Origin of the sequence: Brevibacillus gelatini, assembly GCF_050920745.1 — a bacterium.
GTDB lineage: Bacteria > Bacillota > Bacilli > Brevibacillales > Brevibacillaceae > Brevibacillus > Brevibacillus gelatini.
On the sequence record NZ_CP154342.1, the window covers coordinates 2,960,568 to 2,986,332 of the forward strand.

The 25,765-nt window shown below is 52.8% G+C and carries 27 protein-coding genes and 1 riboswitch; of the genes, 9 read left to right on the plus strand and 18 right to left on the minus strand.

The window, feature by feature from the left end; all coding sequences use genetic code 11:
- Positions 1–65: 65 nt before the first annotated feature.
- Positions 66–1,139, plus strand: a complete 1,074-nt coding sequence (locus tag AAFJ72_RS14220; protein WP_432774430.1) for a hypothetical protein — start codon at positions 66–68, stop codon at positions 1,137–1,139.
- A 13-nt stretch (positions 1,140–1,152) separates the two neighbouring features.
- On the opposite strand, the gene AAFJ72_RS14225 is transcribed toward AAFJ72_RS14220, so the two are convergent.
- The gene (locus AAFJ72_RS14225; protein ID WP_432774431.1) at positions 1,153–2,439 is read right to left on the minus strand and encodes a CapA family protein; all 1,287 of its coding nucleotides are present in this window, start codon (positions 2,437–2,439) and stop codon (positions 1,153–1,155) included.
- A gap of 96 nt (positions 2,440–2,535) precedes the next feature.
- Positions 2,536–3,183 carry an MBL fold metallo-hydrolase gene (locus tag AAFJ72_RS14230; protein ID WP_122906075.1) on the minus strand — a complete coding sequence of 216 codons (648 nt, stop codon included), beginning with the start codon at positions 3,181–3,183 and terminating at the stop codon, positions 2,536–2,538.
- Between the two features lie 61 nt (positions 3,184–3,244).
- On the opposite strand from AAFJ72_RS14230, the gene AAFJ72_RS14235 reads away from it, so the two are divergent.
- Entirely contained in the window at positions 3,245–3,745 is a 501-nt protein-coding gene (locus AAFJ72_RS14235) for a hypothetical protein (protein ID WP_432774432.1), read from the plus strand.
- A gap of 132 nt (positions 3,746–3,877) precedes the next feature.
- On the opposite strand, the gene AAFJ72_RS14240 is transcribed toward AAFJ72_RS14235, so the two are convergent.
- Positions 3,878–4,414 carry a hypothetical protein gene (locus tag AAFJ72_RS14240; protein WP_432774433.1) on the minus strand — a complete coding sequence of 179 codons (537 nt, stop codon included), beginning with the start codon at positions 4,412–4,414 and terminating at the stop codon, positions 3,878–3,880.
- Between the two features lie 76 nt (positions 4,415–4,490).
- Positions 4,491–4,937 (minus strand): hypothetical protein, encoded by a 447-nt coding sequence (locus tag AAFJ72_RS14245; protein ID WP_432774434.1) that lies wholly within the window; start codon positions 4,935–4,937, stop codon positions 4,491–4,493.
- Positions 4,938–5,071: 134 nt separating this feature from the next.
- Here AAFJ72_RS14245 and AAFJ72_RS14250 point away from each other — a divergent pair, with 134 nt between their 5' ends.
- On the plus strand, positions 5,072–5,551 hold the full coding sequence (locus tag AAFJ72_RS14250; protein WP_122906072.1) for a DinB family protein: 480 nt from the start codon (positions 5,072–5,074) through the stop codon (positions 5,549–5,551).
- 358 nt (positions 5,552–5,909) lie between these two features.
- On the opposite strand, the gene AAFJ72_RS14255 is transcribed toward AAFJ72_RS14250, so the two are convergent.
- Positions 5,910–7,244, minus strand: coding sequence for a PhoH family protein (locus AAFJ72_RS14255; protein WP_432774435.1), 1,335 nt, complete (start codon positions 7,242–7,244; stop codon positions 5,910–5,912).
- Positions 7,245–7,442: 198 nt separating this feature from the next.
- Here AAFJ72_RS14255 and AAFJ72_RS14260 point away from each other — a divergent pair, with 198 nt between their 5' ends.
- Positions 7,443–8,063, plus strand: a complete 621-nt coding sequence (locus AAFJ72_RS14260) for a YhcN/YlaJ family sporulation lipoprotein (protein WP_432774436.1) — start codon at positions 7,443–7,445, stop codon at positions 8,061–8,063.
- A 28-nt stretch (positions 8,064–8,091) separates the two neighbouring features.
- Here AAFJ72_RS14260 and AAFJ72_RS14265 read toward each other — a convergent pair whose 3' ends face one another.
- From AAFJ72_RS14265 to AAFJ72_RS14275, 3 genes are all read right to left on the minus strand, one after another.
- The gene (locus AAFJ72_RS14265) at positions 8,092–9,279 is read right to left on the minus strand and encodes a trans-sulfuration enzyme family protein (protein WP_432774437.1); all 1,188 of its coding nucleotides are present in this window, start codon (positions 9,277–9,279) and stop codon (positions 8,092–8,094) included.
- Positions 9,276–10,439, minus strand: coding sequence for an aminotransferase class I/II-fold pyridoxal phosphate-dependent enzyme (locus tag AAFJ72_RS14270; RefSeq protein ID WP_122906068.1), 1,164 nt, complete (start codon positions 10,437–10,439; stop codon positions 9,276–9,278). The genes AAFJ72_RS14265 and AAFJ72_RS14270 overlap by 4 nt, the downstream gene beginning before the upstream one ends.
- 94 nt (positions 10,440–10,533) lie before the next feature.
- A riboswitch (SAM riboswitch) is annotated at positions 10,534–10,659 on the minus strand.
- An 89-nt stretch (positions 10,660–10,748) separates the two neighbouring features.
- Positions 10,749–11,204 (minus strand): pyridoxamine 5'-phosphate oxidase family protein, encoded by a 456-nt coding sequence (locus tag AAFJ72_RS14275; RefSeq protein ID WP_122906067.1) that lies wholly within the window; start codon positions 11,202–11,204, stop codon positions 10,749–10,751.
- A 174-nt stretch (positions 11,205–11,378) separates the two neighbouring features.
- Between AAFJ72_RS14275 and AAFJ72_RS14280 the strand changes: the two genes are divergently transcribed.
- Complete coding sequence (locus AAFJ72_RS14280; protein WP_211338269.1) at positions 11,379–11,687, plus strand: DUF5665 domain-containing protein; 309 nt, start codon at positions 11,379–11,381, stop codon at positions 11,685–11,687.
- A gap of 6 nt (positions 11,688–11,693) precedes the next feature.
- On the opposite strand, the gene AAFJ72_RS14285 is transcribed toward AAFJ72_RS14280, so the two are convergent.
- The 3 genes from AAFJ72_RS14285 to AAFJ72_RS14295 all read right to left on the minus strand — a co-directional run bounded on the left by AAFJ72_RS14285 (position 11,694) and on the right by AAFJ72_RS14295 (position 13,877).
- Positions 11,694–13,049: a hypothetical protein gene (locus AAFJ72_RS14285; RefSeq protein ID WP_432774438.1), complete on the minus strand. Its 1,356-nt coding sequence runs from the start codon at positions 13,047–13,049 to the stop codon at positions 11,694–11,696.
- A gap of 215 nt (positions 13,050–13,264) precedes the next feature.
- Positions 13,265–13,540: a hypothetical protein gene (locus AAFJ72_RS14290; RefSeq protein ID WP_432774439.1), complete on the minus strand. Its 276-nt coding sequence runs from the start codon at positions 13,538–13,540 to the stop codon at positions 13,265–13,267.
- A 10-nt stretch (positions 13,541–13,550) separates the two neighbouring features.
- A complete protein-coding gene (locus AAFJ72_RS14295) occupies positions 13,551–13,877 on the minus strand; it encodes a YlaH-like family protein (protein WP_432774440.1) in 327 nt (108 codons plus the stop codon).
- Between the two features lie 217 nt (positions 13,878–14,094).
- Here AAFJ72_RS14295 and AAFJ72_RS14300 point away from each other — a divergent pair, with 217 nt between their 5' ends.
- Complete coding sequence (locus AAFJ72_RS14300; RefSeq protein WP_432774441.1) at positions 14,095–14,568, plus strand: glutathione peroxidase; 474 nt, start codon at positions 14,095–14,097, stop codon at positions 14,566–14,568.
- Positions 14,569–14,640: 72 nt separating this feature from the next.
- Here AAFJ72_RS14300 and typA read toward each other — a convergent pair whose 3' ends face one another.
- Positions 14,641–16,482, minus strand: a complete 1,842-nt coding sequence (typA, locus tag AAFJ72_RS14305; protein WP_122906061.1) for a translational GTPase TypA — start codon at positions 16,480–16,482, stop codon at positions 14,641–14,643.
- A 138-nt stretch (positions 16,483–16,620) separates the two neighbouring features.
- On the opposite strand from typA, the gene AAFJ72_RS14310 reads away from it, so the two are divergent.
- Complete coding sequence (locus tag AAFJ72_RS14310; RefSeq protein WP_432774442.1) at positions 16,621–17,187, plus strand: YhcN/YlaJ family sporulation lipoprotein; 567 nt, start codon at positions 16,621–16,623, stop codon at positions 17,185–17,187.
- Positions 17,188–17,262: 75 nt separating this feature from the next.
- Here AAFJ72_RS14310 and speD read toward each other — a convergent pair whose 3' ends face one another.
- The 5 genes from speD to AAFJ72_RS14335 all read right to left on the minus strand — a co-directional run bounded on the left by speD (position 17,263) and on the right by AAFJ72_RS14335 (position 22,099).
- On the minus strand, positions 17,263–17,667 hold the full coding sequence (gene speD, locus AAFJ72_RS14315) for an adenosylmethionine decarboxylase (protein WP_122906059.1): 405 nt from the start codon (positions 17,665–17,667) through the stop codon (positions 17,263–17,265).
- Positions 17,668–17,974: 307 nt separating this feature from the next.
- Positions 17,975–19,459, minus strand: a complete 1,485-nt coding sequence (locus AAFJ72_RS14320) for an IS1182 family transposase (RefSeq protein ID WP_432774196.1) — start codon at positions 19,457–19,459, stop codon at positions 17,975–17,977.
- A 362-nt stretch (positions 19,460–19,821) separates the two neighbouring features.
- Positions 19,822–20,418, minus strand: coding sequence for a hypothetical protein (locus AAFJ72_RS14325; protein ID WP_432774443.1), 597 nt, complete (start codon positions 20,416–20,418; stop codon positions 19,822–19,824).
- A 345-nt stretch (positions 20,419–20,763) separates the two neighbouring features.
- On the minus strand, positions 20,764–21,270 hold the full coding sequence (locus tag AAFJ72_RS14330; protein WP_432774444.1) for a DUF4446 family protein: 507 nt from the start codon (positions 21,268–21,270) through the stop codon (positions 20,764–20,766).
- Positions 21,271–21,493: 223 nt separating this feature from the next.
- A complete protein-coding gene (locus AAFJ72_RS14335; protein ID WP_432774445.1) occupies positions 21,494–22,099 on the minus strand; it encodes a hypothetical protein in 606 nt (201 codons plus the stop codon).
- A gap of 225 nt (positions 22,100–22,324) precedes the next feature.
- On the opposite strand from AAFJ72_RS14335, the gene AAFJ72_RS14340 reads away from it, so the two are divergent.
- Positions 22,325–22,951: a YktB family protein gene (locus AAFJ72_RS14340; RefSeq protein WP_432774446.1), complete on the plus strand. Its 627-nt coding sequence runs from the start codon at positions 22,325–22,327 to the stop codon at positions 22,949–22,951.
- Positions 22,952–23,096: 145 nt separating this feature from the next.
- On the opposite strand, the gene AAFJ72_RS14345 is transcribed toward AAFJ72_RS14340, so the two are convergent.
- Positions 23,097–24,059, minus strand: coding sequence for an NAD(P)H-dependent flavin oxidoreductase (locus AAFJ72_RS14345; RefSeq protein ID WP_432774447.1), 963 nt, complete (start codon positions 24,057–24,059; stop codon positions 23,097–23,099).
- A 164-nt stretch (positions 24,060–24,223) separates the two neighbouring features.
- Between AAFJ72_RS14345 and AAFJ72_RS14350 the strand changes: the two genes are divergently transcribed.
- On the plus strand, positions 24,224–25,696 hold the full coding sequence (locus AAFJ72_RS14350; protein WP_122906053.1) for an aminotransferase class I/II-fold pyridoxal phosphate-dependent enzyme: 1,473 nt from the start codon (positions 24,224–24,226) through the stop codon (positions 25,694–25,696).
- Positions 25,697–25,765 lie beyond the last annotated feature (69 nt).

A 25,765-nucleotide genomic window follows, 5' to 3' on the forward strand; every position in this document is an offset into this window, starting at 1 on the left:
CGAAAAAGAAGTCATACAATGTGAAAAGGCAAGCGACTTCCATCATGAAAGCAAAAGGTGAAAACATGCGCAAATTACTGCTCGTCTTGTTCCTGCTAGTATGTCCGCTGACGGTGTTCGCCCAGGAAGAGGCTGCACTGCCGCTGGAGCAACTCATCCTGCAGCAGCATTTCACCCAAAAAGAGCTGGAGCGAACCCTCACCTTGCTCAAGGCGGAAGAGGCTCGGACATATCGGGATATTGCTCAAATCGATCTCGACCTGCAGCGTCAAAAGCTCGTGATCGAGGCGATGCAGCGCCACGCCGGCGAGGTGGCACGGGCTTACTACACAGGTGAACGCGCCAATCTTCTGACGCTTATCCTGAATGCGGAAAATTTCAATCAATTTTTATTGATGTTCGATTTTTATCAAATGTTGTATGAGCACGACATGAATCGGCTGCAGGCGTATCATGCCGAGCGCACAAAGCTTGCGGACATGCAGACTGACAAGCAAAACCGGCTGGCGCTGCTCCAGGATCTGCGAAAAAAATACGAGCAGCAACTGGCAGAGATGCTCGCCATCCAGGCGGAAAAAGAGAAAAACGTGCAGAAGCTGGACGACCCGACTACCGTACAGGCACTGATGGATCACTTGATCAATGATTGGGAACAACGCGGCTTGCCCGCTTTCCAGACGTTTTTCGGCATGCTGGCAAAGGTGATGGTGCAAGTGCCGGAGCTGGCCACGCCTGATCGCATTCAGTCGGACGGTTTGTTCAACCATACGCTGACGATCAAGCAAAGCGATTTCAACCAGTTTTTGATGCAAAAGGACGAGTTGTTCAAGCAGTCCCGCTTCTCCTTTGTCGACAACAAGCTGATCGTCGAAGGCACATACGACCATATGGAGCTTCGTCTGGTGGGCAGCTACGAGCTCGTCTCTCCTACCGAACTGAAATTCCACATCAGCGAGCTTTCCTTCGACGGCTTCGCGTTGCCGCAAGCGACCATAGACGAGATGGAAAAAGCGTACGATCTCGGCTTTTATCCCGAGCTGATCTCGCCCAACATCCAGGTACTGGGCATCAGCCTGCAAAACGAAGAGCTGAAACTGCAACTGAAGCTGAATCTGCCGTTCGGCTTCGGAAAGAAATAAGGCCAGCTACGGATCAGCTGGCTTTTTTCCTGGAAACAACCGTATTCACGTGGACCGGCATCTCCTTTTGCAAGCGGGTCATGTACTGGATCGCTTCTTTGGTGAGGGTCGGGTATTTTTCTCCGCGCTTTAGCCCTGCCAACGTTTCCTCCACGGGATAGATGACGTAATGGCGTTTGTTGTTTTTGCGGAAAAAATGAACGTAGGTCGGAAGCAGCTCCGCTTGCTCGATGCTCGCTTTTCCATACTCGTCCTTGTGCAAGGTGAGCTTGAGAATCGCTCCCACATCCTTGTAGTCCCAGCGCTGGGCTGAGATGAAGTTGCCAAGCGAATACGCAATCAGTCCCGTGTGCTCTGTGCCGTCCTCCCGTTTTACCGTCTTCCACTCATACGGCTGAACCACATGCGGATGGGCCCCCAAAATCAGATCGGCTCCGTATGTCAAGCACAGCTCGGCTGTCCGGATTTGCTCCGCATTGGGCAGCCGCTGGTATTCGACGCCGAAGTGAAGCGCCACGGCGACCAGATCCGCTCCCTTTTCCTTCGCCCGGGCAATGTCCTGCTTCATCCGTTCCGGCGAGATCAGGTTCACGAGATACGGCTTCTCTGGCGGAATGGGAATGCCGTTCGTCCCGTACGTATAGGACAGCAGGGCGAGCGTAAAACCGTCCTTGGTCAAGAGAAGCGGCTCGTCGCGTTCCTCGGCGCTGGCAAACGTCCCGGTGTGCAAAATTCCTGCCTGATCCAGGTATTTGATCGTTTGCAGCACGCCCTGCTCCTTGCGATCCATCGAGTGATTGTTCGCCGTCGTTACGGCGGTAAAGCCCACTTCCTTCAACGTCTGTGCCAGCGATTCGGGTGAGTTGAACATCGGATAGCCCGAATAGCGGGCCTGGCTGCCGCTCATCGTCGTTTCCAGGTTGCCGATCACCCAGTCTGCCTGTTGAAACAGCGGCGTGACATACGGAAAAAACTTGTGGAAATCGTAGGCTTTGGTAGCCGGGTTCCAGACGGCATCCAGCTGCTCCTGATGAACCATGATGTCCCCGACGGCGAGCAGCGAGATTCGCTGTTCCGGAAAACGCGAAGGCGCTTCTTCCGGTGGAAGAGCGGGTACGCTCGCTCCCGTATCGGCAAAATCGTCCTCTGGCGTCTGCGGCGTGGCGGATTCAGATGGGTTCACATGCTGGGAAGGAGCCTTGGAAGCTTGGTGATCCGGGGCTGCTTGCGGGACGCACCCGACCAGACTCATACAGCCGACTGCTGTGATGATGACCCACTTGCTCCATGCTTGCTTCATCGTGAGTAGCTCCTTTTGACTTTAAGATAACCCATTCTTTTTCGCCGCCATCCGACAAAATCCTCTTCGCTTAACCGGAAAAGAGTCGGGCAGTCTTTAGCGCAGCATGCCCGTTACAAACGGATTGTACGTTTTTTCGTAGTCAATCGTCGTCTTCGGTCCGTGCCCCGGGTAGACGATCGTGTCGTCGTCAAGCTCGAACAGTTTGTCCTGGATGCTAATCATCAGCGTCTCGTAATCGCCCCCCGGCAAATCGGTCCGGCCAATGCTCTGCGCAAACAGCACATCTCCGCCAAAGCAATGCTTGCCGATCACAAACGAACAGCTCCCCGGCGAATGCCCCGGCGTGTGCAGTACCTGGATGTCAAACCCGGCGAGTCGCAGCGTCTGGCCGTCAGCCAGCTCGTGCTCGGCGCGTTCGCACACGATCGGCTCGGGCAATCCCCAGCGGCTGGAGCCGTTGAGATCGGGATTGGTCAGCCACTCCTGTTCCAGCGGATGAATGTACACAGGCGCTTTCGTCAGCGCACGCACCTGGTTCAGTCCCCCGATATGGTCGAGGTGGGCGTGGGTCAAAAGGATGGCCACGACGTTTTTGTCGGCAATTGCCTGCAAAAGCCGCGCTGGCTCCATGCCAGGGTCTATGACAATCGTCTCTTCTGTATCCGTGTTGGTTAGGACGTAGGCGTTTGTTTGAAAGCCGCCCAAGGCAAAAGATTGGATGGCAAGCTGTTGGTCGCTCATAGGAACCTCCCTGTTTTTTTGGTACGATAAGAAAAAAGCTTGGAGAAAAGGATGAAGCGCAATGCGTCATATGTACGGAATCGAGCTTGCGATCCCAGACGGGAAATTGCCTGGCTTCTATGCTCAAGTCATACATAAAATCGGGGACCATGTCAATGTCTTCGATCGGGACAAACTGCTTTTTATTGTCGAGAACGAGACAGAAAAAGACAAGCTGAAAGCGATTTTGCATAAGTCCCGCATGCTTGGCGACGAGTTCTCGCTGCTCCTGCTTCCTCCCGAGGCTGCGGTTGAGCATGTGGACGATTTCGGCTTTGTCTCGCCGAATGACCATATGTTTGTATATGCAGACCAAGTCGCCCTGTTTACGGTGGACAAAGCATCTGGCACCCCTGCGGATCGCTGGGCGGCGGCTGAACAATGGCAGGAGCATGTCAGCGGCACCATCCCGCAGCCGGGAGAAGAAGAGACAATCTACCTCATCGACAGCAGCCTGACGGAGCTTGTGGAAGGAATTTGCAAAGCTTATCAGGTGCAAATACAGTGGCTGCACAAGACGTAGCGAGCCGACGCGCGCTGACCGGGATGGGCAAAAAAGAAAGTGAGCTTCTCTTTTTTCGAGAACTCACTTTCACTCTGTCAGCCTGTCAGACGAGGGTTCGTCCAGTCCTTGCCCTTGCCTGGCGGATGCTATTTACTTGCTGTCAAACCGGAACCAAACGACCTGATTGTTTTCCAGCCCGAAGTTTGCGGTGTACTTGCTGCCTTCGTACACCACTTCCTTTTCCCCGCTGCCTTCACCGTACAGCTTTTTCAGTTGCTCGCCGCTGTCGTACATGGCAAGGCCCCGGAACGTTTTGAACCGAGCGGCGTCTTCTTTGGCCACTCCGCTTAGCATGATGGAGATCAACTCGCCTTTTCTGACCTTGACAAGCAGTTGCGTGCGATCAAGCAAGAGCATGCCCATGACAGCCTCACCCTCGCCCTTCGCCATTCTTTCCACCGTGTAGCTTTCGCGTGTCACCATATCCATAAAATCAGCTTTGGTCGGCTTGATAATGTCCATCGCTTCCTTGATGTTTTGTCCCAAATAAATTCCGCCCACTCCGTACTCCTGCTGATTTTCCGGATCGAATGCGTCGGACGGCCCCGACTGCGCCGAACAGGCTGCAAGCATGAAGGCGAACAGTGCCAACCATGCCAATATTGCAAATATACTTCGCTTTGTCATCGTGCCCACCTACTCTCGCGGTATGTACGTTTGCTATCTTACCGCACGCAACAGGCACAGTTCAAGCACGATGCAGTCATTCCCGCGGACCGCTCACCTTCTGCCTGGGGCGATTCGGCGGGTTCCCGTTATTTACCGACTGCTTGAGCCCCTCCAAAATTTTCAGGACCGAAGCAAAAAACGGAGAGCCGAACACCGCAATGATGCCCCACAGCCAGGTTCCGACCTGCCACGGATTTTCCACGTAGGCAGAAGCCGCTCCGGTCAAGATCAGCGCGGGGTCGAGACCGAGCATGCCAAAAATCACTCCGGCCGCCACAACGGAAATCAGCAGATTGCAAAAGCGTTTGTAGTGCATCAGACGTGCCGCCTGGTTTTGGTCCTCCCAGCGGTCTTCCTTCGGTTCGTAGTCTGTCGCCAAAAACGGAATGACCGATTTGAAAGCTTCGGTCACACCTGCCGCTGCGCTGGAAACGGCCGTCACATAAACCAAAAAGGCAATGGATGAGTCCAACGTCACCATGTTTTCTCCCTCCTTGTTTTATATGTATGAAGGGAGGTGGACAACTTGCGAAGAAATGGAAATCTTTGTTTTCCTTGCGGCTGATTTACGGTAATATGGAGGAGTATGGAAATTGACGAAAGGTGGTTTTCGCCATGCAGGATTATTCATTCGTTTGGAATCAGTACGACTTGATTCGCGGCCTGTTTTTGGAGGGCGTGTCCAATACGACTGAGGAGGAGGCTGACATCGTTCCGGAAGGATTCAAGAACAACATCCGCTGGAATATCGGCCATATTCTGCTCACGCAAGATTATTTGCTGCTCGGCCCTGCCGAAATGAAATGTCCTCCGTCCTACGCGGCTATGTTTAGCCCGGGGACAAAGCCGGCAGACTGGCAGAATGACATCCCTTCCCTGGAAACGTTGGCTGCCCAGTTGAAAGAGCAGCATGCGCGTATCAAGGAGCAATTCCAATCACGGCTGAATGAGCCGCTCCCGAAGCCGTTTGAACTCGGTGACAAGGGAGTCATGCACACCTATGGCGAAATCATGGTCTTCACCTTGTTCCACGAAGGCATGCACATGGGCATGATCTCTTCCCTGCGCAAGGCAATTGCCGCAGCCAAAGCCTAGCCTCTGCCCTTGCTCGCAAAACGCGGAGCCGTCCACACGGCTGTCCGCGTTTTTTTATGGACGCGGAACAGCCGCTGATTTTGCGCATAAAAGGAAAACCGCTCCCAAATGGAGAGCGGTCCTTTGTCGAGCCCGATTGCCTATGGGGTCTTACCGGTCATTCTCTTTGGCACTTCAACCTCCATGAAAGAGATTGTTACCCAAGGAATCGGCTTATCTCCATAAGACTTTCGTCGACTGCTTGTTCATGGTTATCCACGGTTCTTCGCCTCCTGCAAGGCATTTCGCCGCATCATACATGAAACATCGGGCTCGACAGCTATAGTATGGTCCAGCCAACCGTTTTTCATACACGCTTTTACAGCAAATCTGCGGCCAGTTGGGCAAGCACGCTTCGCTCGCCTTTTTCCAGACGAATGTGTCCGGCCAGCTTCTGGTCCTTGAACACCTCGACGACATACGTCAGGCCGTTGTTGCTTTCGTCCAGATACGGATGATCGATCTGCTCCGGGTCGCCCATCAGGACGATTTTCGAGCCGTCCCCCACCCGTGTCAGGATCGTTTTCACCTCGTGCTTTGTCAAGTTTTGCGCCTCGTCAATAATGATGAACTGCCCCGGAATGGAACGACCGCGAATGTATGTCAGCGCCTCCACTTGCAGACTGCCCATCCCGGCCAAAATTTTATCGAGATCACCTGGCCGCTTGGTGTTGAACAAATATTCCAGATTATCGTAAATCGGTTGCATCCACGGCCGCAATTTTTCTTCTTTCTCGCCGGGCAAAAAACCGATGTCTTTTCCCAAAGGAACGATAGGTCTTGCCACCAACAGTTTTTTGTATTTTTGCTGGTCTTCGATTTGCAACAGTCCTGCCGCAAGCGCCAGCAACGTCTTCCCTGTGCCCGCCTTGCCAGTCATGGTCACCAGCGGAATATCATCTCGCAAAAGCAGCTCGGTTGCCATCCGTTGCTGCACGTTTCGGGCCCGAATGCCCCAAATCGGATCGTCGTCTGCCACAAGCATTTCCAGCATTTTTCCATCGGCGTCCACTTTTCCGATGGCAGAAATGGACGGGTTGCATTCGTCCTTCAGTATGAGAAACTGATGCGGATAAAAGCGATAGCGAGGGAAACAGGAGGCCAGGTGCAGTCTTCTCGCCGCGTAGTACGCCTTGATGATCTCGGAAGCGACCATCATTTTCTGATAACCGGTGTAGATGCTGGAAAATTCTCCTACCACGCGATCGGAGAGAAAATCTTCTGCCGAAATGTTCAAGGCATCTGCCTTCACACGCATGAGCGCATCCTTGCTCACCAATATGACGGGTCTGGGCTCTGGGGATTGGTTCTCCTCCTCCTGCAGATTAAGTGCGACCGCCAAAATGCGGTTATCATTAGAAATTTCTGTAAATTGCTTTTGCAATTGGTGGAGCGAGGAATGGTTCAGCTCCACCCGAAAGAGCCCGCCTGTCTCCAGGGTAATGCCTTTGTGCAAATGCCCCAGCTCACGAAAACTGTCAAGGAGCCGCGATACGTACCGCGCGTTGCGGCCAATTTCATCCATGTACCGCTTTTTGGAGTCGATTTCTTCCAACACCACTGCAGGTATGACAATTTCGTTGTCAGCGAAAGAGAACATCGCCCGTGGATCTTGCAGGAGTACGTTGGTGTCCAGTACGTAGATTTTCTTCAAAATCTCGCCTCCTATTACCCTTCTTATATACGGTATGCAATTTTTGGAGGGATGCTCAATTGTGGCGACGTGATGTACTACAGTCTATGTTCGGGCAGACAGAGATAGACGGCCCTTTGGCAGAATGAAATACGCCTGCGGGGACAAAATACGGGTAACTTGCCCTCCGTTTTCAGGAGGCAATACGGGAAAGGGAGAATGCGTGTGAAACGGATTATCATCGGCTGCCTTGGCACCTGCCTGCTTTTTTCCGGATGCATGTCAAACAATAACCCGCCAGCCAACCAGGCAGCACCACAGCCCAACCAGCAAGCGCCTCATACCCAGCGCATCCAGCAAACGGCCCCGGAACCAGCCTACAATCAGTCTTCGCAAGCGACAGCCGACCGGCTTGTGCAACTGGCTACCCGTGTGAAAAAAGTAAACGGGGCGACAGCGGTTGTCATCGGCAAGATGGCGGTCGTCGGAATCGATGTGGATGCCGATCTCGATCGGCCAGAGGTCGGTGTCATCAAGTACACGGTTGCCGAAGCACTGAAAGAAGACCCGCAGGGCGCAAATGCAACCGTAATAGCCGATCCGGATATTGTCCAGCGCCTGAAGGAAATGGCCGCAGACATTCGCCGGGGCCACCCCGTCTCTGGCTTTGCGGAGGAGCTGGCCGATATTGTCGGCCGCATCATTCCACAGCTGCCGCGTGATGTAAGGCAGCGCGAGGAAACGCCGTCGCAGGAAAACGAACAGCGCATCAACAAAAACGGCCGATCTGCGCCGCAAGGAAACGACAAGATCAACGCAAACCGCACAGGCGCACCATAACGAAAAAGAGGCATTCGCCCCGGGAGAATCACACCCGGGAGAATGCCTCTTTTTGCGGCTGGACAGCGGACAGGGGCGGCAGCGCATCCAGCGCCTGCTTCAAGTCCGCAAGCAAGTCGTCCACGTCCTCCAACCCTGCGGACAGGCGAATCAAGCCATCCGTGATGCCGCGCGCTTCCCGCTCCGCTGCAGGCATTGCCGCATGTGACATCATCGCCGGATACGACAAGATCGTCTCCACAGCGCCCAGGCTCACTGCCACAATCGGCAGCTTCACCCGGTCAAACAGCGCCTTGGCCCGCTCGCGGCTCCCTACATCGAACGACAGAACCGCTCCGTGGCCGCTTGCTTGCCGTTGCTGGACGAGATGCCCCGGATGGTCAGCCAGGCCCGTGTAGTAAACGCGGCTCACGCCAGGGTGCGTGGACAGCCACTCTGCAAGAATCCCTGCTGATTTGGTGCTGACGTCCAGACGCGCCTTGAGCGTTTTCAGCCCGCGCATGACGAGCCAGCAATCCTGTACGCCGAGAATCGCGCCCATGCCGTTCTGGATCAGGTACAGCTGCTCCCCGAGCGCGGCGTCTCGCGTCACGGCCAGCCCCGCAACCACGTCGCTATGGCCGCCGATGAACTTGGTCGCGCTGTGAATGACGACGTCTGCTCCCAGCTCCAGCGGCCGTTGATAATACGGTGTCAAAAACGTATTGTCGACAATGACGAGCAGCCCGTGCTCTTTCGCAATCGCTGATACCGCCGCGATGTCGGTCACTTTCAGCGTCGGATTGGACGGCGTTTCCAGATACACCCCTTTGGTCGCCGGAGTAATCGCCGCTCGCACGGCTTCTGTCTGTGTCGCATCGACAAACGTAAAGGAAATGCCCATCCTCGACAGCACGCGGGTCAAAAAGCGGAAAGTGCCGCCGTACACGTCCTCCGCAACCACGATATGGTCACCAGCCGAAAACAGCATGAACACACTGGAGATGGCCGCCATACCGGATGAAAAGGCAAATCCGCGGGCACCGCCTTCGAGAGCGGCAATCGCTTCCTCCAGCGCGTGTCTGGTCGGATTGCCGGATCGGGCGTAGTCGTAAGTGCCTGGCTGGTCGAGGTCAAACTGGTGAAAAGTGGAAGCCTGGTAAATCGGAACCGACGACGCACCTGTGAACGGATCGATACAAGTAGAGCCATGAAGAACCTTCGTTGCAAAGTTCATCGAACAGCCCCCCCAACGGCGAGACTTGCGTCCAAAGCTTGAAACAAATCTTCGATCAAGTCTTCTGGATGCTCAATCCCGACCGACAGTCTCAGCAACCGGTCACAAACGCCGACATACTCCCGCACTTCCAGCGGAATGTCAGCGTGGGTCTGTGTCGCCGGATACGTACACAAAGACTCGACGCCGCCAAGGCTTTCCGCAAAAGAGACGATGCGCAGATTTTGCAAAAACAGACCCACCTGCTCTGCAGACCGTACCCGGAATGAAACCATACCGCTAAACCCGCTTGCCTGGCTCGCCTGGATGGCATGACCGGGATGTTCTTCCAGCCCAGGGTAGAATACCTCGGCGACAGCCGGATGCTCCTGCAGCTTTTTCGCAACAGCCAGCGCGTTAGACTGATGCCGTTCCATGCGCAGTGCCAAGGTCTTCATTCCGCGTACCAACAGCCAGCTATCTTGCGGGCCCAATACCGCGCCGATGGAATTGTGCAAAAACCGGATTTTTTCCGACAACTCCTCACCCTTTGTCACAATCAGCCCTGCCAGCACATCGTTGTGGCCGCCCAAATACTTCGTCGCGCTGTGCAACACAATATCTGCGCCAAGCTCCAGCGGGCGTTGACAGTAAGGCGTCATGAACGTGTTGTCCACGATTGTCAAAAGTCCATGCTGCTTTGCCAGCGCAGCGATTTGGCGAATATCGGTAATCTGCATGAGCGGATTCGTCGGCGTCTCGACGAAGATCGCTTTCGTCTCGGCTCGCAGCGCCTTTTGCACCGCTTCCAGATCACGCAAGTCTACGTAGGTAAAAGTCAGGCCGTAACGGGACAGCACCTGCTCAAACAAGCGATACGTCCCCCCGTACAAATCGAGCGATACAATGAGATGGTCTCCCTGAGAAAACAGACCCATGACCGTATGAACCGCCGCCATTCCCGATGCGCAGGCAAAGCCCGCATCCCCTGACTCTGCCTCCGCGATCGCTTCTTCCAAAACGGTGCGGGTTGGATTGGCCGTGCGTGTATAGTCATAGCCTGTGCTCTGCCCCAATGCCGGGTGGCGATATGCGGTGGCATAGTAGACAGGGAAGCTGACCGCTCCTGTTTTCTCATCTCGGCCTACGCCTGCCTGAATCAATTTTGTCTCTAGTCTCATCGTAACTCTCTCCCTCCAATGATCTGCGAGGGGCATGAAAAAAGCCCCCTTTCCTCTGAAAGAAGGCTTTGATTACGTCACCGTAAGCAAGACCTTCTCATCTTTCAGAGTTAATCAACTCTGCAGGAATTAGCACCATTATCTCCCCGCACGCATGAACGTGCAGGTGATTGGTTGCCGGGCATCATCGGGCCAGTCCCTCCGCCTCTCTGGATAAGAAGTTTTGCTATTCAATATTGATTGACCTAATACTAAAGGATAGCGCCGTTTTTTGTCAACAGGATTTTCCCCCGTTGCGCAAAAGTCCTGCTAGGCGTTTTTCAGCGCAGTCATGACCTGATTGTCCAGCTTCGCGGCCGCATTTTTGTCGTACGTCTTTTCGTATTGCGGCTCTACGGAAATGCGCGAGCCGTAAAACATGACGTCCCGTACGGAGTCAATCGCAATCTCGACCAGGGCCAGCTTCAGCGGAACGCCTTCCAGCCGCTCGGCTTTGAGCGTCGCGCGCCCGTTGATCGCAAAAGAGGAGCCTGCCCCAATCAAGTGCAGGACGACCTGCGGTTCTTTGGCAATATTGGCGAGAATGCGCGAGCGATTATCCACAGCAAAGCGGATGAGTCCGCTGTTCACCGCCAATGCCCAGGACAAGGAACTGAGCGATGGTGCCCCTGTCTCGTGATCGACCGTGCCGAGCGTCACAAATCGCTCTTTTTGCAGAAGCGCGAACAGGTCTTCCGACAAGGTTTGGGATACGGTTTCAGCCATTCGGATGCCTCCTCGTAAACGATAGTACGTCTATTGTACCCCCCTGATCTGACATTAGGCAAACGTTTCCTTTCCGCCTTGCTTCTGCCTGTTTTTTTCCCTAAACTGGTAGAAGCAACGCCGTAACGAATAAGGAGGTTGGAAAAAGTGGCCCCTACGCCTACAGAGCAGCTGATGCACAAAATCGACCAGGTTCTCCTTGAGTTGCAGGAAGTGCGGAAAGTAAACGAGCGCATGGATAAAATTGCCATGTTTCTGGAAGATATTCGGCTCGCAGACGTCATCCAAAACTACACAGCCCCGCGCAAGCTGCTTTGGATCAATTTCCTCGCAGGGCTTGCCCGGGGTCTTGGTTTGACGATTGGAACAGCGATCGTGCTGGCGCTGCTCGGCTCACTGTTGTCGCAGTTTCTCTCGATCCCGATCCTTGGCGATTACATCCGCGAACTGGTCGAGTACGTTCAAAGCTACAGTCAGCCGTAAACAAGACTACCTGTCGTTTCTTTTGTTGTCATCGTCGTCCTTGTCATCCTCGTCGTCATCATCCCATTTGCTATCGTGCTTTTTCCAGTAGCCGTATGCCTTCCCGTTTGGATGGTTGTGGTTCTCTTGTTTCTTGTCGTCATCCTTCTTTGGCTCGGCAGCTATTTTCGTGCTCAGGGCGATGTCTGCATGCTTTAACAGCTTGTCTTTTGCATACAGTTCCAGTTGCACGGTTTTGCCGACAAACGAGCTGTCTGTATATTTGATGTTTACCGTGTATTCACCCTTGGCGTTCGGCTTGATCTCCTTTTTCTTTCCGTCCGGCGTGATGATCACCAACTTGTTTTTTTCCTTCACATCCCAGCCCTTGATCGTGCCCTTGAGCTGAATGGACTTTTTCTTCGGATCGTGCACCGCTGTTCCGGCAATGACATAAGTTGTGTCAGGTTGTTTGTCCGGGGTGTTCACCACATCGACCTTGATCGTGTTGGAGTCGACTTTTTTCCCGTTTTCATATACTTCGATCAGCGCTTCGCCGCTCACAGCTTCCGCGTGCACATCCGTTACCGTCACGCTGAAGCTGTCGACGCCATCCCACAGTTTCTTCGGCGTCGTCTCTTTTTTCACACCGTTGTAGGAGACGACAACCTTGTCCACTCCGCGCTTGACGACACCCTTCACCTGCCATTCGCCCTTTTTGGCATCGTACTTGGAAAAGGCGTAAATCAGCCTGTTTTTCTCTTCGTCAGCCTGCGGGATAAGCTTTACTTTTTCACTGTCAGCCAAAAGAGTGCCCGCGTACGCCTGCACGGTTACGTATTGAACAGAATCGGTTGTTGGCGCAACAAAGCTGACCGTAAATGAATGCTCGCTTGTCGGAACGACCTCGATGATGTCACCGTTCGGCTTGGTGACGACCACCTTGGTTACTTCCGGCGTCACGATGCCTTTGATGTACACCTTGCCGTTTTCGGTTTGCGCACTCACGCTGACCAGTTCCTCATCAGCCTCTGTACGGCGAACCTCCAACCAGATGTCGCCGTAATAGTCGCGATATATCTGCTCCCACTTCGCCTTGTTCGTCTCCATGTATGTTTGCAGCTTCGTGTTCAGATGGATTGGCTCCACGATCAGGTACAAATGGTCTGCCTGGTTTTTCAGCAGCATGTTCAGCGTATCCGGGTCGTTTTTGGCAAGTTCCTTCAGGTTGTAGCGGGTAACTTGCTTGCCTTCTTCGCCCATCACGACCTTGGTCGCAGGCGAACTGCCTGAACTGGCATCTGCAAAAATCGGTGTCAGACAGCCGATGAGTCCTGCCGCCGTGACCACCGCCAATACGGGCTTGCTCATGATCTTTTTCATTGATGTCTCCCCCTCTGTTATTGCCCATCGTTCCCTGCCTCTTTGGGCTACCATACTGACGTGGCCTTTTTGGCAAAAGTTGCACGGCAAAAGAAAACACGTCTAAATACCTACAGCAGCTTCAAACGGTTACTCAGGCGGCTCCAGCGCTCACAACAAAAAAGACTCTTCCGCCCGCCGAACAAGTCGGAGGTGAGAAGAGTCTTTTCGCCATTCTAGCTGTTGAATTTTGGCTCGTTTTCAATTGCGACCAGCAAGGACTCGACCATCTCTGCCGGATATTTGCGCTCCAACGGCTCTGTCCCATCCTGTTTTGCTGTCAGCACGTACCAGCCGCTCTCCAGCCGATACGCAAGCTCGCCAAGCGCATGGTCCTCCTGCAGCATCTGCAGGAAAAACGCCGCTGTCTCCTGCGCCGACTGATCGTCTGGCCTCGCATCGGCCACGACTTGAATCTGCAGCCAGTTAAAGAGTGCATCATCACGTTTCACGAGGGACGCCTCACTTTCGCTCTGTTTGCTCCGGTTTGATTCGCAATTTGACGATGACCAGAATGACAATCGCAACCAGCATGGCGCTTTTCACCGGGAGCTGGACATCCAGAATCGCAAAGACCAGCGCTCCTGCGAAAAGGAGGATGTACAGGAACAAGGTTTTCAAGATCGGCATGCGAATTTGCGTCGCAAATCCCAGGTAGTAGACAATAATCAATTGCACGAACAAAATCCAGGCCCGGTTATGATCTGCCCACAGCCGAAAGCTGTCGTAGGCGCTCAGTTGATCCGGGTTTGCCGGTACATAAGTGGAAGCAAGGTGTATCCAGTCCATCACAAATCTCTCCTGTAACGCAAAAGTCCGTGTCCTCGCACAACGAAGGGAAAGACCCGCTCTTTTGCCTGTATGTATCCTTTTTACTTTATCAGGTGATAGATTTCCTGTCAAAACGGACTGCGCCTGCACTTTGCGCACAGCAACATGCTAGCCTGCCTTTTCGCGGACGTGCTATGATAAAAGGGCCACAAAACTAGCAAAAGGTGGGAAAAACATGAGCCTGTACGATATAGCTGTCAAGACGATTTCCGGAGAAGAAAAGACGCTGGCCGAGTACAAAGGACGTGTATTGCTGATCGTCAACACGGCCAGCCAGTGCGGACTGACCCCGCAATACAAAGGCTTGCAGGAGCTGTACACGCGCTATGCGGACAAAGAATTCGCCGTCCTTGGCTTTCCGTGCAACCAGTTTGCCGCGCAAGAGCCTGGCAGCGAGGAAGAGATTGCCGCGTTTTGTGATCGCAACTACGGCGTAACGTTCCCGCTGTTTGCCAAAATCGACGTGAACGGTCCGACTGCCCATCCTTTGTACCAGTACCTGAAGGCCAACGCTCCCGAAGGCCAGGGCGAAGAGATCGAATGGAACTTCGCCAAGTTCCTCGTTGACAGGGAAGGCCGTATCGTCAAACGCATCGGTGCCCGCGTGCAGCCGGAAGAGGTGGCAGCCGACATCGAGCGCCTGCTGTAAAGCCTGCCAAACCAAAAAGCCGCTTTGCTCTCACCGGAGACAAAGCGGCTTTTATCGTTGCGCATCACGCGCTTACGCTTGCGGTTGTGCTTCCCAGCGCTTTTGCTTTTCGTAGCGCTCGCGATCCGATTTGCTCAAATACTTTTTGCGCAGACGAACGGATTGTGGCGTAACTTCGCACAGCTCGTCGTCGTTCAAATACTCCAGCGCCTCTTCCAGCGTCAAGAGACGAGGCACCTTCATTTTGACCGTCTCATCCTTGGTCGCGGAGCGGACGTTGGTCGCGTGCTTCTCTTTGCACACGTTGACCGTCAAGTCATTGTCGCGGTTGTGCTCGCCTACGATCATGCCTTCGTATACTTCCGTACCCGGCGTGATGAACATGACGCCGCGATCCTCGACAGACATCAGGCCGTACGTGGTCGCTGTCCCGGTTTCATGGGAGATGAGCACGCCGGCGTGACGACCGCCTACCGCTCCCTGCACAAGCGGACGATAGCTGTCAAAGGAGTGGTTGAGAATGCCGTAGCCGCGTGTGATCGTCAAAAACTCCGTGCGGTAGCCGATCAGTCCGCGGGAAGGAATGATGAACTCCAGACGAACCTGGCCGAAGCCGTTGTTGACCATGTTGACCATCTCGGCCTTGCGTTGGCCCAAGGTCTCCATGACAGCCCCGGTGTATTCCTCCGGCACGTCGATCACAAGATACTCGGCCGGCTCCATTTTTTGGCCATCAATCATGCGCACGATGACTTCCGGCTTGGACACGGCCAGCTCAAAGCCTTCGCGGCGCATGTTTTCCACCAGGATGGACAGATGCAATTCCCCGCGTCCCGATACGATAAACGCATCCGGCGAATCGGTTTCCTCTACACGCAAAGATACGTCTGTCTCCAACTCTGCCATCAGGCGATCACGAAGCTTGCGGGAAGTAACGTGTTTTCCTTCGCGACCGGCAAACGGGCTGTTGTTCACCAAAAACGTCATTTGCAGCGTCGGCTCGTCAATTTTCAGCAGAGGCAGTGCATCGGGATGATCGACGTGACAAATCGTCTCGCCTACGTTAATATCGTCAATCCCTGCGATTGCCACGATGTCTCCTGCTTTCGCTGTTTTTTGTTCCACGCGCTGCAAGCCGGAGAAGCCGAACAGCTTTTGAATCCGCGCTTTTTTCACTTCGCCGCTGCGTGTGGTGACAGATACCATTTCATTCACGTTCATGGTTCCGCGATAAATGCGGCCAATCCCGATACGACCCAGAAAGTCGTTATAATCCAGCATCGTTACTTGCATTTGCAGTGGGGCATTTTCATCGGCATCAGGTGCGGGTATGTGCTCAACAATCGTGTCAAAAAGTGGACGAAGGTCGCCTTCCAGCTTATCTGGCTCCATTCCGGCGATCCCTTGCAGGCCGGAAGCGTAGACGATCGGGAATTCCAGCTGATCTTCGTTCGCATCGAGGTCGATAAACAGGTCGTACACTTCGTTGATGACTTCTTGAGGACGTGCATTGTCGCGGTCTACCTTGTTCACGACAACGATTGGGGTAACTTTTGCTTCGAGTGCTTTTTTCAATACGAAACGCGTTTGTGGCATACAGCCTTCAAATGCGTCAACAATCAAAAGGACGCCGTCCACCATGCTCATGATACGCTCTACCTCGCCACCGAAGTCGGCGTGGCCTGGTGTATCCAAAATGTTGATGGTGAACTCTTTGTATTTTACGGACGTGGTTTTCGCCAGGATGGTAATTCCGCGTTCCCGCTCCAGGTCGTTGGAGTCCATCATTCTCTCCTCTACCTGCTGGTTGCTGCGGAATGTGCCCGATTGGATCAAAAGCTTGTCAACCAACGTTGTTTTTCCATGGTCAACGTGGGCAATAATGGCAATGTTGCGTATGTCAAGACGCTTCATGTGAACCTCCTCTGTTTTGCATACCTTCCATATTAACAGGTCGTGAAACCCGGCACAATGGTCATTTTTTGACTGCGGAAACTCTCCCTGATTAGCATGCGCCACAATCGCCATACTAAAGACGGGAGGTGGTCTGCCATGAGGAAAAACGGGCCAAGCTATTATACAGGTTTGTTCTTGATCGCAGCAGCGCTTGTCGGGTGCGCGACTACGGGCGCAGGGCCTGACACGGGCGCGCAGGCGCAAAGCGATTCGCAGCAAGCGACACCGCTGACTCGCGCAAGCATCGGACACGACATTCACGCCTATACGCATAGAAGCAACGCCCAGAACTCCCTCAAAGCGTACACCTCAAACGGCTTCAATCAAGACCTGGCAGAGAAGCTGGCCAAAGCGGCCGATGATGTCCCAGGCGTCGATCAAGCTACTGTCGTCGTCATGGGCAAGGACGCCGTGATCGGCATTCGCGTGCGCGACAATCTGGGCGAGCCACAGGCAAAAGTAATCGAGCAGCAAGTCCACTCGGCTTGTCGCGCTGTCTCTCCTGCCTTGCAGCTGAACGTTTCATCCGACCAAACCGTATTTGATCGTGTGCGGGCGATCAACGCGCAAATTGCCGAGGCACAGCAAACAACCAACCCCTCAAGCGAGTTCACTGAGCTCCTTCACGATCTGCACACGATGATCCAGCAACCGCAGCGGTAATCATCGAAAACGCATGCTCTCACGTAAAAGAGGTGCGGATCTGGTTCCCGCACCTCTTGAATACTCTTCCGTTTGTTACTTGCTCACAACTTCAGCCACTTTGATTTCTGGCTCTACTACTTGCAGTTCACCTGTTCCGCGAACCAGCTTCTTCGCGTAGGTTTTCTCCGGCTTCAGCACAGATACCAAGTAGTCGATGGCAACTTGCGGATCGACCGTCTCGCCACAAGTGTAGCAATCCAGAGCGGCAAAACCGCGCTCAGGATAAGTATGAATGGACAGGTGGCTTTCCGAGAGAAGAACCAGCACGGTAGCACCCTGAGGAGAAAACTGCTTCGCTTGCACGCCAAGCACAGTCGCTCCACATGCCTCAGCAGCTTCAATCATTTCCTTTTTCAAAAATTCTGCGTCGTTCAACAAGTCAAACTGAACTCCCCATGTGTCAACAGCAACGTGTCTTCCGAAAGTCGAGTATTCCATCTTTCGGTTCCCCCTTCCTAGCAAGTGTAATGTTAAACATCGCTAGGACCTGCGTCATTCACTAACGGGGGCGGTTTCCCCTCTTGTTATCCACCCTTTGAAGTGAATCCTGGTTCCTAATCCTGTTTCCAACGAAAACAACAATACCATGTATCCGCCTACTTTGACAATACTTTTTTCGAGAAAGTCCACGAAAAAAAACAGGCACCATTCGGAGAGCACTGCAAAAGTGCTCTCTCGGTTTTTAATAATGGGTTCATGTCAATAATTGATGCCGACGGCATCAAAAAGAATGCAGCCTTACTTCTTACGAAGCTGGCTGCATTTGCTTTATTAGCTTTACCATTCGCTTTACGTTTACAACGAATGCCGTTAAGTATGCTTGTATCCGCATACCAAATAAACCACGGTATTTTGCCCTGGTCAATCCATGAAATCTTTTTAATTCAGCATTTTTGTGCTCAATGATCCGGCGACGCTTCGATCGCTCTTTGAAGGTGGTGCTTGCCTCAAACCTCATGTGCTCTTGATAGTGCTCCGCCACCATACGAATGGAATAAGTCTTTGCTTTGGCACCAGGCTTGTAGCATCCTTCGCGAAGTGGACATGTCTTGCACTTCTCCACATCAAAGTAAAAGACAAGAGAACGGCTGCGCCCGGATTTTTTCTTCCCTTGTACCGCTTTTCGTATACTGTGCTCTCCGGTTGGGCAAATGACAAAGTCGGCGTCTTTGTTGTATGTAAAGCCTTCCTGTTTCATTCCTCCGGAATGGACAATTGGGTTTAAGGGGACTATCGGTTGAATGTCTTTTGAGGCAAGGAGATTTAAATTGTCTTTTCCAGAGTAAGCAGTGTCTCCGATGACTTCCTCAATCTTCATACCTGTCTTTTCTGTTTGCTCTAATAGCTTTGGCAGTTGTTTGCCATCATCTTCACTTCCACCCGTAACTTCAATCGCAGTGATGATCTCTTCTTCTGTCATCGCTACATGCTCTTTGTAGCCAAAAAAGGAGAGGGTATTGCTTTTCCAGCCAAAACGCGCGTCTGGGTCAATCGCAGACATGATGCCTTTGTTTGCTAGTAACCGTTCATCTTCCACGATTTGCTTTGCGTGCTTGAGTTTTTCGGAGATGGCCCCTTCATGATCAGGAAGGAGATTTTCTACCGTTTCTCCCAGTTCAGCGAGGTAATGTAGCATCACTTTTGCCGCATCGACATCGCCTTGCATACACTTCGGAGGACGAGGAAGTTTCTTCTCCAGCTTTGGATGCTTTTTAAGTACGGCTCGTACGAGCCGTTTGGCGGCTTCCTGCAACACGTCCAAAGGCCGTTTCTTTTGAGTGGAAGCAACAGTATGTGTTGCATCGACAATGAGTGTTTTTGACTTAATCAAGCCTTCTTCTACGCACTGTTTTACAAGCACTTGTAAGATTTCGTTAATCTGGCTTGCACCTAAGCGATGATTCCGAAATCGGGATAATTGTGACGGATCGGGCAAAGTATCCTCAGGATTCAACCCCAAGAACCATTTATACGCGAGGTTTACTTGTGCTTCTTGAATCATTCGCTCATCGGATAAGCCATAAAGATACTGCAGAAATAAAAGACGAAACAGAAGTTCCGGTTCATTCGCTGGTCTTCCGTAATATTCACAATAAGATGGACGAACTAACTCGTAAATGAACGAAAAGTCCACAGCTTCGTTGATTTTTCGAAGAAGATGGTCTTCGGGAATTAAATTGTAAAGTTCTGAATGAAATGAGGCTTTCAATTGTCTGTCAGCAGATAGCATGGCAACATGTCCTTTGAACATTTTCTTAATATTGATTATAGCGAAAAACCAGCACCGCGAGGTGCTGGCAATCATTCAAAGCCAAAAAGCTGATGGAGTTTGGAATAGGAGGCGTTTTATTTGCGGAGCGCCTTTGCCAGCCTTCCAGCGTAGAGACGTGGACACGGGGATGAAGGGGGCGTTAGTCTCACTTCATTGTGAAACCCAGATGTTGAGCCCCCGCCCCGTGAAACGTCTCGGAACGGACAGATAAGCCCCATAGTGGGCTGGCAACGAAGCGAAGCAAAGAAACGCCTTCACTTTCCATATAAAGGAAGTGTTTTGCAGTGCTCTCCATTCGGCACCCGTTTTGTTTACACTTTCTATACTTCCAGTTCAAACAGACGCTGCGACAACATCACTAAGCGCGTATCGATTGCGGGAAGCTTTTCCGGTGCAGCTTCCTTTGCCCAATTACGCAAATCCAGCCAGCGGTCCGTTTCCTGACGCAAGGACTCGATCTCTCTTTCGCTGCCTTCTTGCTGGAACAGCGATTCCAGCTCGCTGGCAAGATTCAGAGAAGCATTTTCAAAGACGGACGTCTCCTCGTCCCCCGACAGCTCCCGGATGCTGACCACCGATCCCTGATCGTAGTGGTACACCATCGTGAAGCCTTCGTAAATTCTGTGGACGATTCCGTAGCCACGAAACGTTTTCATCGCTTTTCTCATCGCATTGGCCAACTGCCGATCCCGAATGAGATAGGAGCTGTCGCAAGAGTAGCGATTGCCGACACGGCAGAAGCTCAGTTGAATTTCACCGTTATGGTCAGACAAAATGACGTCGCGGTCGCCGTTGTCGCATACTTTGACATCGACTGAAATGTGTTCATTGGTGAAGAGCGAGACGAATTGGTTCAGCTCCTCTTCATTCACCGTAAAATAGGCCTTGGCGTAGTTGGTTGCTAAACGCTGTGCCATAAATATCTCCTCAATTCTTTTGGTTTCCGTGGGCCAGTTACGACCAAACTGTGTCCAAATGTAGAGGAGATACGCTAAGTGTCAACGAAGGAACGCTGTAGAACCTGGCCTTGCCCCGCGAATCGAAAGTCGATTTGGGTAATGAAGGCGGATCACCTACTTTTTGTTTTTCCGAAAAAAGCCATCCTTGACAGCTTTATTATACAACAGAAGCCATCAAAAGTCTTGAATAAAAAGCAGATGAAATCACGCAAAAATACCGAATATCTGTAATATGGCGCAGGGAGACGAAATGATCTCTCTGATTCATGCAGAAGCTCCCGGTTTCAAACGAATTCCTGCAGCTCAGATACCGGAATGGCCGGCCATCGCCTTTTTGATGGCAGCCTGTTCTTCTTCGGACAAGTGGTAGGTGGAGGAGCCGGCTTCAATCGGCTTGGCATACACGCGCGATTCTTCCCGGCCGAAAATACTGGTAATCACCACACCGTTTTGAGCGTCATCCAGAATCGCCAGGGAAAAGCTGAGATCGCTGCCGACATCGCCAAAAGCGTTGTAGCGAATGATGCCTACCCTGCCGCATTGGGCTGCGATCCGCTGGGAGAGACGATTCATCGTAAACTGTTGATCGCTTTGCAGCTTTTTCACTTCATCCACCTGATTCAGGAGCCTGTGCAAGCCTTCCTCCAGGTTTGCTCCTCCGGTCCCTGTCATCAGCCTGTTGAGCGATTTGCGCATGCGACTGATGCGAACCGATTGCAGGATGACGGCAAAAAGCAAAATCAGGGTCAGCGCAATTGCCCCCAGAAGCAGGATCGCTGCATTGGGGATTTGGGATAGGAATGGTTCCAAAACATTTTCTTCCTTTCTGGTACAAGCATTGCTTTAGACAGTTACAGCCTTCTCTATTGTAACTCTGCTTTGCTGACCGTTCAAACAAAGTCTTTGGCAAACCGGGAAATGCGAAAATTTGCGCAACCAAAAAAAGCGACACCCTCATCTGTGAGTTGTCGCTTCTTTCATTCCGTATGCCAATGTGTCAAACTCATCGTCCTATGGTTATCCTCCAGTCTACCTACACTTCCAAAAGCAGCATTTCCCGACGAAGCTCTTTTAAAATTTCCATTGATTTTTTAATCTGGGCCTGATCCTCTGCCTGTATCGCGTCAAACAACGTCGCCAATTCATAATCGAGTTCCAAACGCAAAACCGGAATACGCTCCTCGGAGTCACGCCGTTTCAAGGCGGCAATCACTTGGTCCATCGTCACGTTGCAGAATTTTTCGTAGATCATTTTTTCCTCAGCTCCTTTTATTTCCACTATTCTGACGACTTCTCCGTACTGGACGTGCTTCATCAAGATGCAGTCATCCACTCTGACTTTTATGATGGCGTGCCCCTTTGCGCGTTCCACGAAGTGGTACAGTACCAGCGCCACCCGCGAGTCATGGACAGGAACGCCAGTCACCTGCAGCTTGTAAGACCCGTTTAGCCGCTGCATTGTCCAGTCGGAAAGGCCGTCCGTGGTGTTCACGAGGAGGTGAAACTGCTCGGGAAATTCCTTCCACGTGACGCTCACCCCCGCTTCCACCAGGGCCTGCACCATCGCGTGCAATGTCTTGCGATCAAACCAAACCGCCAGATTGTCATACTCATACTCCAGCTCCATGCCGAGATTCATCCAGGCCCCTCCCGTTGACAGAATACTCAGATTTCGTTTTTTGCTGTAAGGGAGTGAGTGGTATATCATATTATTCACGCTTCCGTTTTGCTATTCATATCCCGGCAAGTATTTTTTTCCTGCGTGATATGATATTATATGGTGGATTCCAAGCTCCCTTGACAAAGACGTTCGCCCTTTTCTTTTTCGCGGCGTTCGATCATGATAGATGAGGTGTTTGTTTCCATGACTGCGTTTTCCGGCTTTCGCCAAGAAGATTTTGACGTTTTTGCCGTTGATGGACTCGACCAGCGGATGGACGCAATCAAGACCGTGATTCGCCCCAAGCTTGAAGCGCTTGGCCACCATTTCGCGCCCATTTTGTCAGCCGCAACCGGCGATGAGATGTTTTACCATGTAGCCAAGCATGCCCGCCGCACCGTGAACCCGCCATCTGATACGTGGGTCGCCTGGGCCAATGACAAGCGCGGATATAAAAAGCATCCGCATTTTCAAATCGGCCTGTGGCAAACGCACCTGTTCGTCTGGTATGCCGTCATTTACGAAGCGCCGGCCAAGGCCCAGATCAGCCAGTCTTTCCGCGAGCATCTCGATGAAATCATGGCGCTGGTGCCCGATCATTTCCACTGGTCGCCCGATCACACCTCGCCTGCAAGCACTTCCCAGGCAGAGCTTTGCAAAGACGGTGTGAAAAAGCTGGTGGACAGGCTGGCACAGGTAAAAAAAGCGGAGCTTCTCTGCGGCGTGACCATTGATCGTCACGATCCCGTGCTTGCTGACCCGCAGGCGCTTTTGGGACAGCTCGAAAACACGTTTGCCGTACTCAGCAAGCTTTATACCATCGGCCGTTAAGCTATCCTCAATCGCCTCCCTAGCATTTGGTAAAAATATATGCAAAAGAACAGGTCCGCTTTCTTTTGAAAAGCGTTTGCCTGTTCTTTTGTTTTTGGCATACCGTCACCAGGCGGGGCATCCTAGAGGAAAAGGAGCGTGTCCTCTAGCCGCGAATGGCTCTCAGCCGTTGAAGACCGTCTTCCGCCTCCTGAAACATCCGCTCGAACAGCTCCTGAACGGATGGGATGTCCGAGATCAGGCCGATAACCTGACCTGCCCAGCCAAAGCCATGCTCACTGTCGCCTTCGTAGATGAAGGTGCGATTATTTTCGCCGCTGATGAGACTTTTCAGTTCCTCATAGCCGGCGCCTTCTTTTTCCAATTGCAAAATGCGGTCGGAACCTGGCGTGCGCACCACCCTTGCCGGCGCTCCCAGCGTTCTTTTGATGACAGCCGTGTCTTGCTCGGTTCCTTTCAGCAAGGCTTCCTTGTACGCTTCGTGGGCATGTACGCACTCCTTGGTCGCGATGAACCGGGTGCCCATCTCCACGCCTTCCGCACCGAGCGCGAGAGCGGCCAAAAGTCCACGGCCATCGCCAATCCCGCCGCTGGCCAGCACCGGAATGCTGACAGAATCCACGACACGCGGAATGAGCACAAACGTCCCGATGTCGTCTCGTCCAAGGTGCCCGCCGCCCTCCTGCCCGACGGCCATGACTGCGTCTGCCCCGATTGCCTCCGCTTTTTGCGCCTGCCGCACCGATGCAACCAGGACCAGCTTTTTGATCGGATGGCCATCGAGTCGGCGCAGAAGCGGCTCGGGATTGCCTCCGGTTACAGAGATGGCGGCAACTTTTTCTTCGATGGCGACCTCCAGTGCTTCCTCATACGGCCGATTGTGTTGGCCAATCGCGAAATTGACGCCAAACGGCTTGTCTGTCAGCTCACGCACCTTGCGAATTTCTTCGCGCAACGCTTCGGCAGACGGCAGCGTCATCGCCGTGACCTGACCCAGCCCGCCTGCGTTTGACACGGCAGCGGCCAGCTCGGCGTACGCCAGATAGGCCAAGCCGCCCTGAACCACCGGATATTTGATTTGCAACAGCTCGGTTACTTTCGTTTTCATCTCCATCACCCCGTTTTTGTAAAGCTTCTCGGCAAGCAGGGAAAACTCCTGCTGCCACACGTGAATATGAATAAAAATTCGCTTGCTTTCCCCCCCTATTTTGCTATACTCAATTTGTTTGTTTTATCCCCTTTATTCTTGATTCGTAAAGTGAGGCGATCGTAGTGAGACAAATGAAAACTCCTTTGTTCAGCGGGTTGTTGGAACACGCCAACCGGAACCCGATTCAATTTCACATTCCGGGCCATAAGAAGGGTATGGGCATGAATCCGGCATTTCGCGAGTTCATCGGGGAGAATGCTCTCTCGATAGACCTCATTAACATTGCGCCACTGGATGACTTGCACCATCCGAAGGCGATGATAAAAGAAGCACAGGAATTGGCTGCCGAAGCGTTCGGCGCTGACCATACATTTTTCTCCGTTCAGGGGACAAGCGGTGCCATTATGGCGATGATTATGGCGACATGCCGCCCTGGCGACAAAATCATCGTACCGAGAAACGTGCATAAATCTGTCATGTCGGCGATTATTTTCGCCGGAGCGGTACCGATTTTCATTCATCCAGCGATGGACGAGCGTCTGGGGATTTCCCACGGGATTACTGTAAAAGCTGTGCAAAAAGCACTGGAAGCCCACCCTGACGCTGCGGCACTTTTGGTTATCAACCCTACCTACTTCGGCATTGCCGGAGACTTGCGGGAGATCGTGCGAACCGCGCACAACTACGAAATTCCCGTCCTGGTGGACGAGGCGCACGGCGTGCATATTCATTTTCATGAGGACCTGCCGATTTCCGCCATGCAGGCTGGGGCCGACATGGCTGCAACGAGCGTACACAAGCTTGGCGGCTCGCTGACGCAGACGTCCATCCTGAACGTGCGCGAAGGCCTGGTCGATGTCGACCGCGTAAAAACGGTACTGAGCATGCTGACGACGACTTCTACGTCTTACATCTTCCTGGCTTCGCTCGATATGGCCCGCCAGCACCTGGCGCTTAACGGAAAGATGCTGGTCGAACAAGCGATGCAGCTCGCGAACAAGGCACGCGACCTCATCAACGAGATTCCGCGCATTTACTGCGTCGGCAAAGAAATACTCGGAAAGCCGGCAACGTTTGCCATGGACCCGACGAAGCTGTTGATCCACGTCCGCGATCTCGGCATTACCGGCTGGGAAGTGGAAAACTGGCTGCGCGACAAGTACAACATCGAAGTGGAAATGAGCGACCTGTACAACATTCTCTGCTTTGTCACGGCAGGGGATACAGAAGAATCCATTCTTGCCCTTGTAAACGCGCTGCGCGAGCTGTCCGTGGAATTTGCCCATGTGCAGGCGGAAGAAATGCCGACCATTTCCTTGCCAAACATTCCCGTGCTGTCCACGACGCCGCGTGATGCCTTTTATGCGGAGACAGAGACAATCCCGCTCACCGAAGCGGCCGGCCGTGTCATCGCGGAGTTCATCATGGTGTATCCGCCGGGGATTCCCATTTTTCTGCCGGGAGAGGTCATTACAGAGGATAACATTTCCTACATTCAGGAAAACATCCGCGTCGGTCTGCCTGTCCAGGGACCTGAGGATGAGTCACTGAAAACGATCAAAGTCATCAAAAGACAAACCGCGATCTCGGGTTAAGCACCCTTTTTGGCGGTCGAAGCCGTTGCCCCCTTTTGCCGGGGCAACGGCTTTTTTTCTTCTGGTCCG

What these genes read in the sequence shown, in the direction of transcription:
- AAFJ72_RS14320 (WP_432774196.1), bottom strand. Translation starts at nt 19,459, where the DNA reads ATGCTATCTGCTGACAGACAATTGAAAGCCTCATTTCATTCAGAACTT.
- speD (WP_122906059.1), bottom strand. Translation starts at nt 17,667, where the DNA reads ATGGAATACTCGACTTTCGGAAGACACGTTGCTGTTGACACATGGGGA.
- AAFJ72_RS14340 (WP_432774446.1), top strand. Translation starts at nt 22,325, where the DNA reads ATGACTGCGTTTTCCGGCTTTCGCCAAGAAGATTTTGACGTTTTTGCC.
- AAFJ72_RS14275 (WP_122906067.1), bottom strand. Translation starts at nt 11,204, where the DNA reads ATGGCTGAAACCGTATCCCAAACCTTGTCGGAAGACCTGTTCGCGCTT.
- AAFJ72_RS14245 (WP_432774434.1), bottom strand. Translation starts at nt 4,937, where the DNA reads ATGGTGACGTTGGACTCATCCATTGCCTTTTTGGTTTATGTGACGGCC.
- AAFJ72_RS14235 (WP_432774432.1), top strand. Translation starts at nt 3,245, where the DNA reads ATGCGTCATATGTACGGAATCGAGCTTGCGATCCCAGACGGGAAATTG.
- AAFJ72_RS14345 (WP_432774447.1), bottom strand. Translation starts at nt 24,059, where the DNA reads ATGAAAACGAAAGTAACCGAGCTGTTGCAAATCAAATATCCGGTGGTT.
- AAFJ72_RS14230 (WP_122906075.1), bottom strand. Translation starts at nt 3,183, where the DNA reads ATGAGCGACCAACAGCTTGCCATCCAATCTTTTGCCTTGGGCGGCTTT.
- AAFJ72_RS14310 (WP_432774442.1), top strand. Translation starts at nt 16,621, where the DNA reads ATGAGGAAAAACGGGCCAAGCTATTATACAGGTTTGTTCTTGATCGCA.
- AAFJ72_RS14280 (WP_211338269.1), top strand. Translation starts at nt 11,379, where the DNA reads ATGCACAAAATCGACCAGGTTCTCCTTGAGTTGCAGGAAGTGCGGAAA.
- AAFJ72_RS14295 (WP_432774440.1), bottom strand. Translation starts at nt 13,877, where the DNA reads ATGGACTGGATACACCTTGCTTCCACTTATGTACCGGCAAACCCGGAT.
- AAFJ72_RS14240 (WP_432774433.1), bottom strand. Translation starts at nt 4,414, where the DNA reads ATGACAAAGCGAAGTATATTTGCAATATTGGCATGGTTGGCACTGTTC.
- AAFJ72_RS14260 (WP_432774436.1), top strand. Translation starts at nt 7,443, where the DNA reads ATGCGTGTGAAACGGATTATCATCGGCTGCCTTGGCACCTGCCTGCTT.
- AAFJ72_RS14325 (WP_432774443.1), bottom strand. Translation starts at nt 20,418, where the DNA reads ATGGCACAGCGTTTAGCAACCAACTACGCCAAGGCCTATTTTACGGTG.
- AAFJ72_RS14285 (WP_432774438.1), bottom strand. Translation starts at nt 13,049, where the DNA reads ATGAAAAAGATCATGAGCAAGCCCGTATTGGCGGTGGTCACGGCGGCA.
- typA (WP_122906061.1), bottom strand. Translation starts at nt 16,482, where the DNA reads ATGAAGCGTCTTGACATACGCAACATTGCCATTATTGCCCACGTTGAC.
- AAFJ72_RS14250 (WP_122906072.1), top strand. Translation starts at nt 5,072, where the DNA reads ATGCAGGATTATTCATTCGTTTGGAATCAGTACGACTTGATTCGCGGC.
- AAFJ72_RS14220 (WP_432774430.1), top strand. Translation starts at nt 66, where the DNA reads ATGCGCAAATTACTGCTCGTCTTGTTCCTGCTAGTATGTCCGCTGACG.
- AAFJ72_RS14270 (WP_122906068.1), bottom strand. Translation starts at nt 10,439, where the DNA reads ATGAGACTAGAGACAAAATTGATTCAGGCAGGCGTAGGCCGAGATGAG.
- AAFJ72_RS14335 (WP_432774445.1), bottom strand. Translation starts at nt 22,099, where the DNA reads ATGAATCTCGGCATGGAGCTGGAGTATGAGTATGACAATCTGGCGGTT.
- AAFJ72_RS14300 (WP_432774441.1), top strand. Translation starts at nt 14,095, where the DNA reads ATGAGCCTGTACGATATAGCTGTCAAGACGATTTCCGGAGAAGAAAAG.
- AAFJ72_RS14225 (WP_432774431.1), bottom strand. Translation starts at nt 2,439, where the DNA reads ATGAAGCAAGCATGGAGCAAGTGGGTCATCATCACAGCAGTCGGCTGT.
- AAFJ72_RS14265 (WP_432774437.1), bottom strand. Translation starts at nt 9,279, where the DNA reads ATGAACTTTGCAACGAAGGTTCTTCATGGCTCTACTTGTATCGATCCG.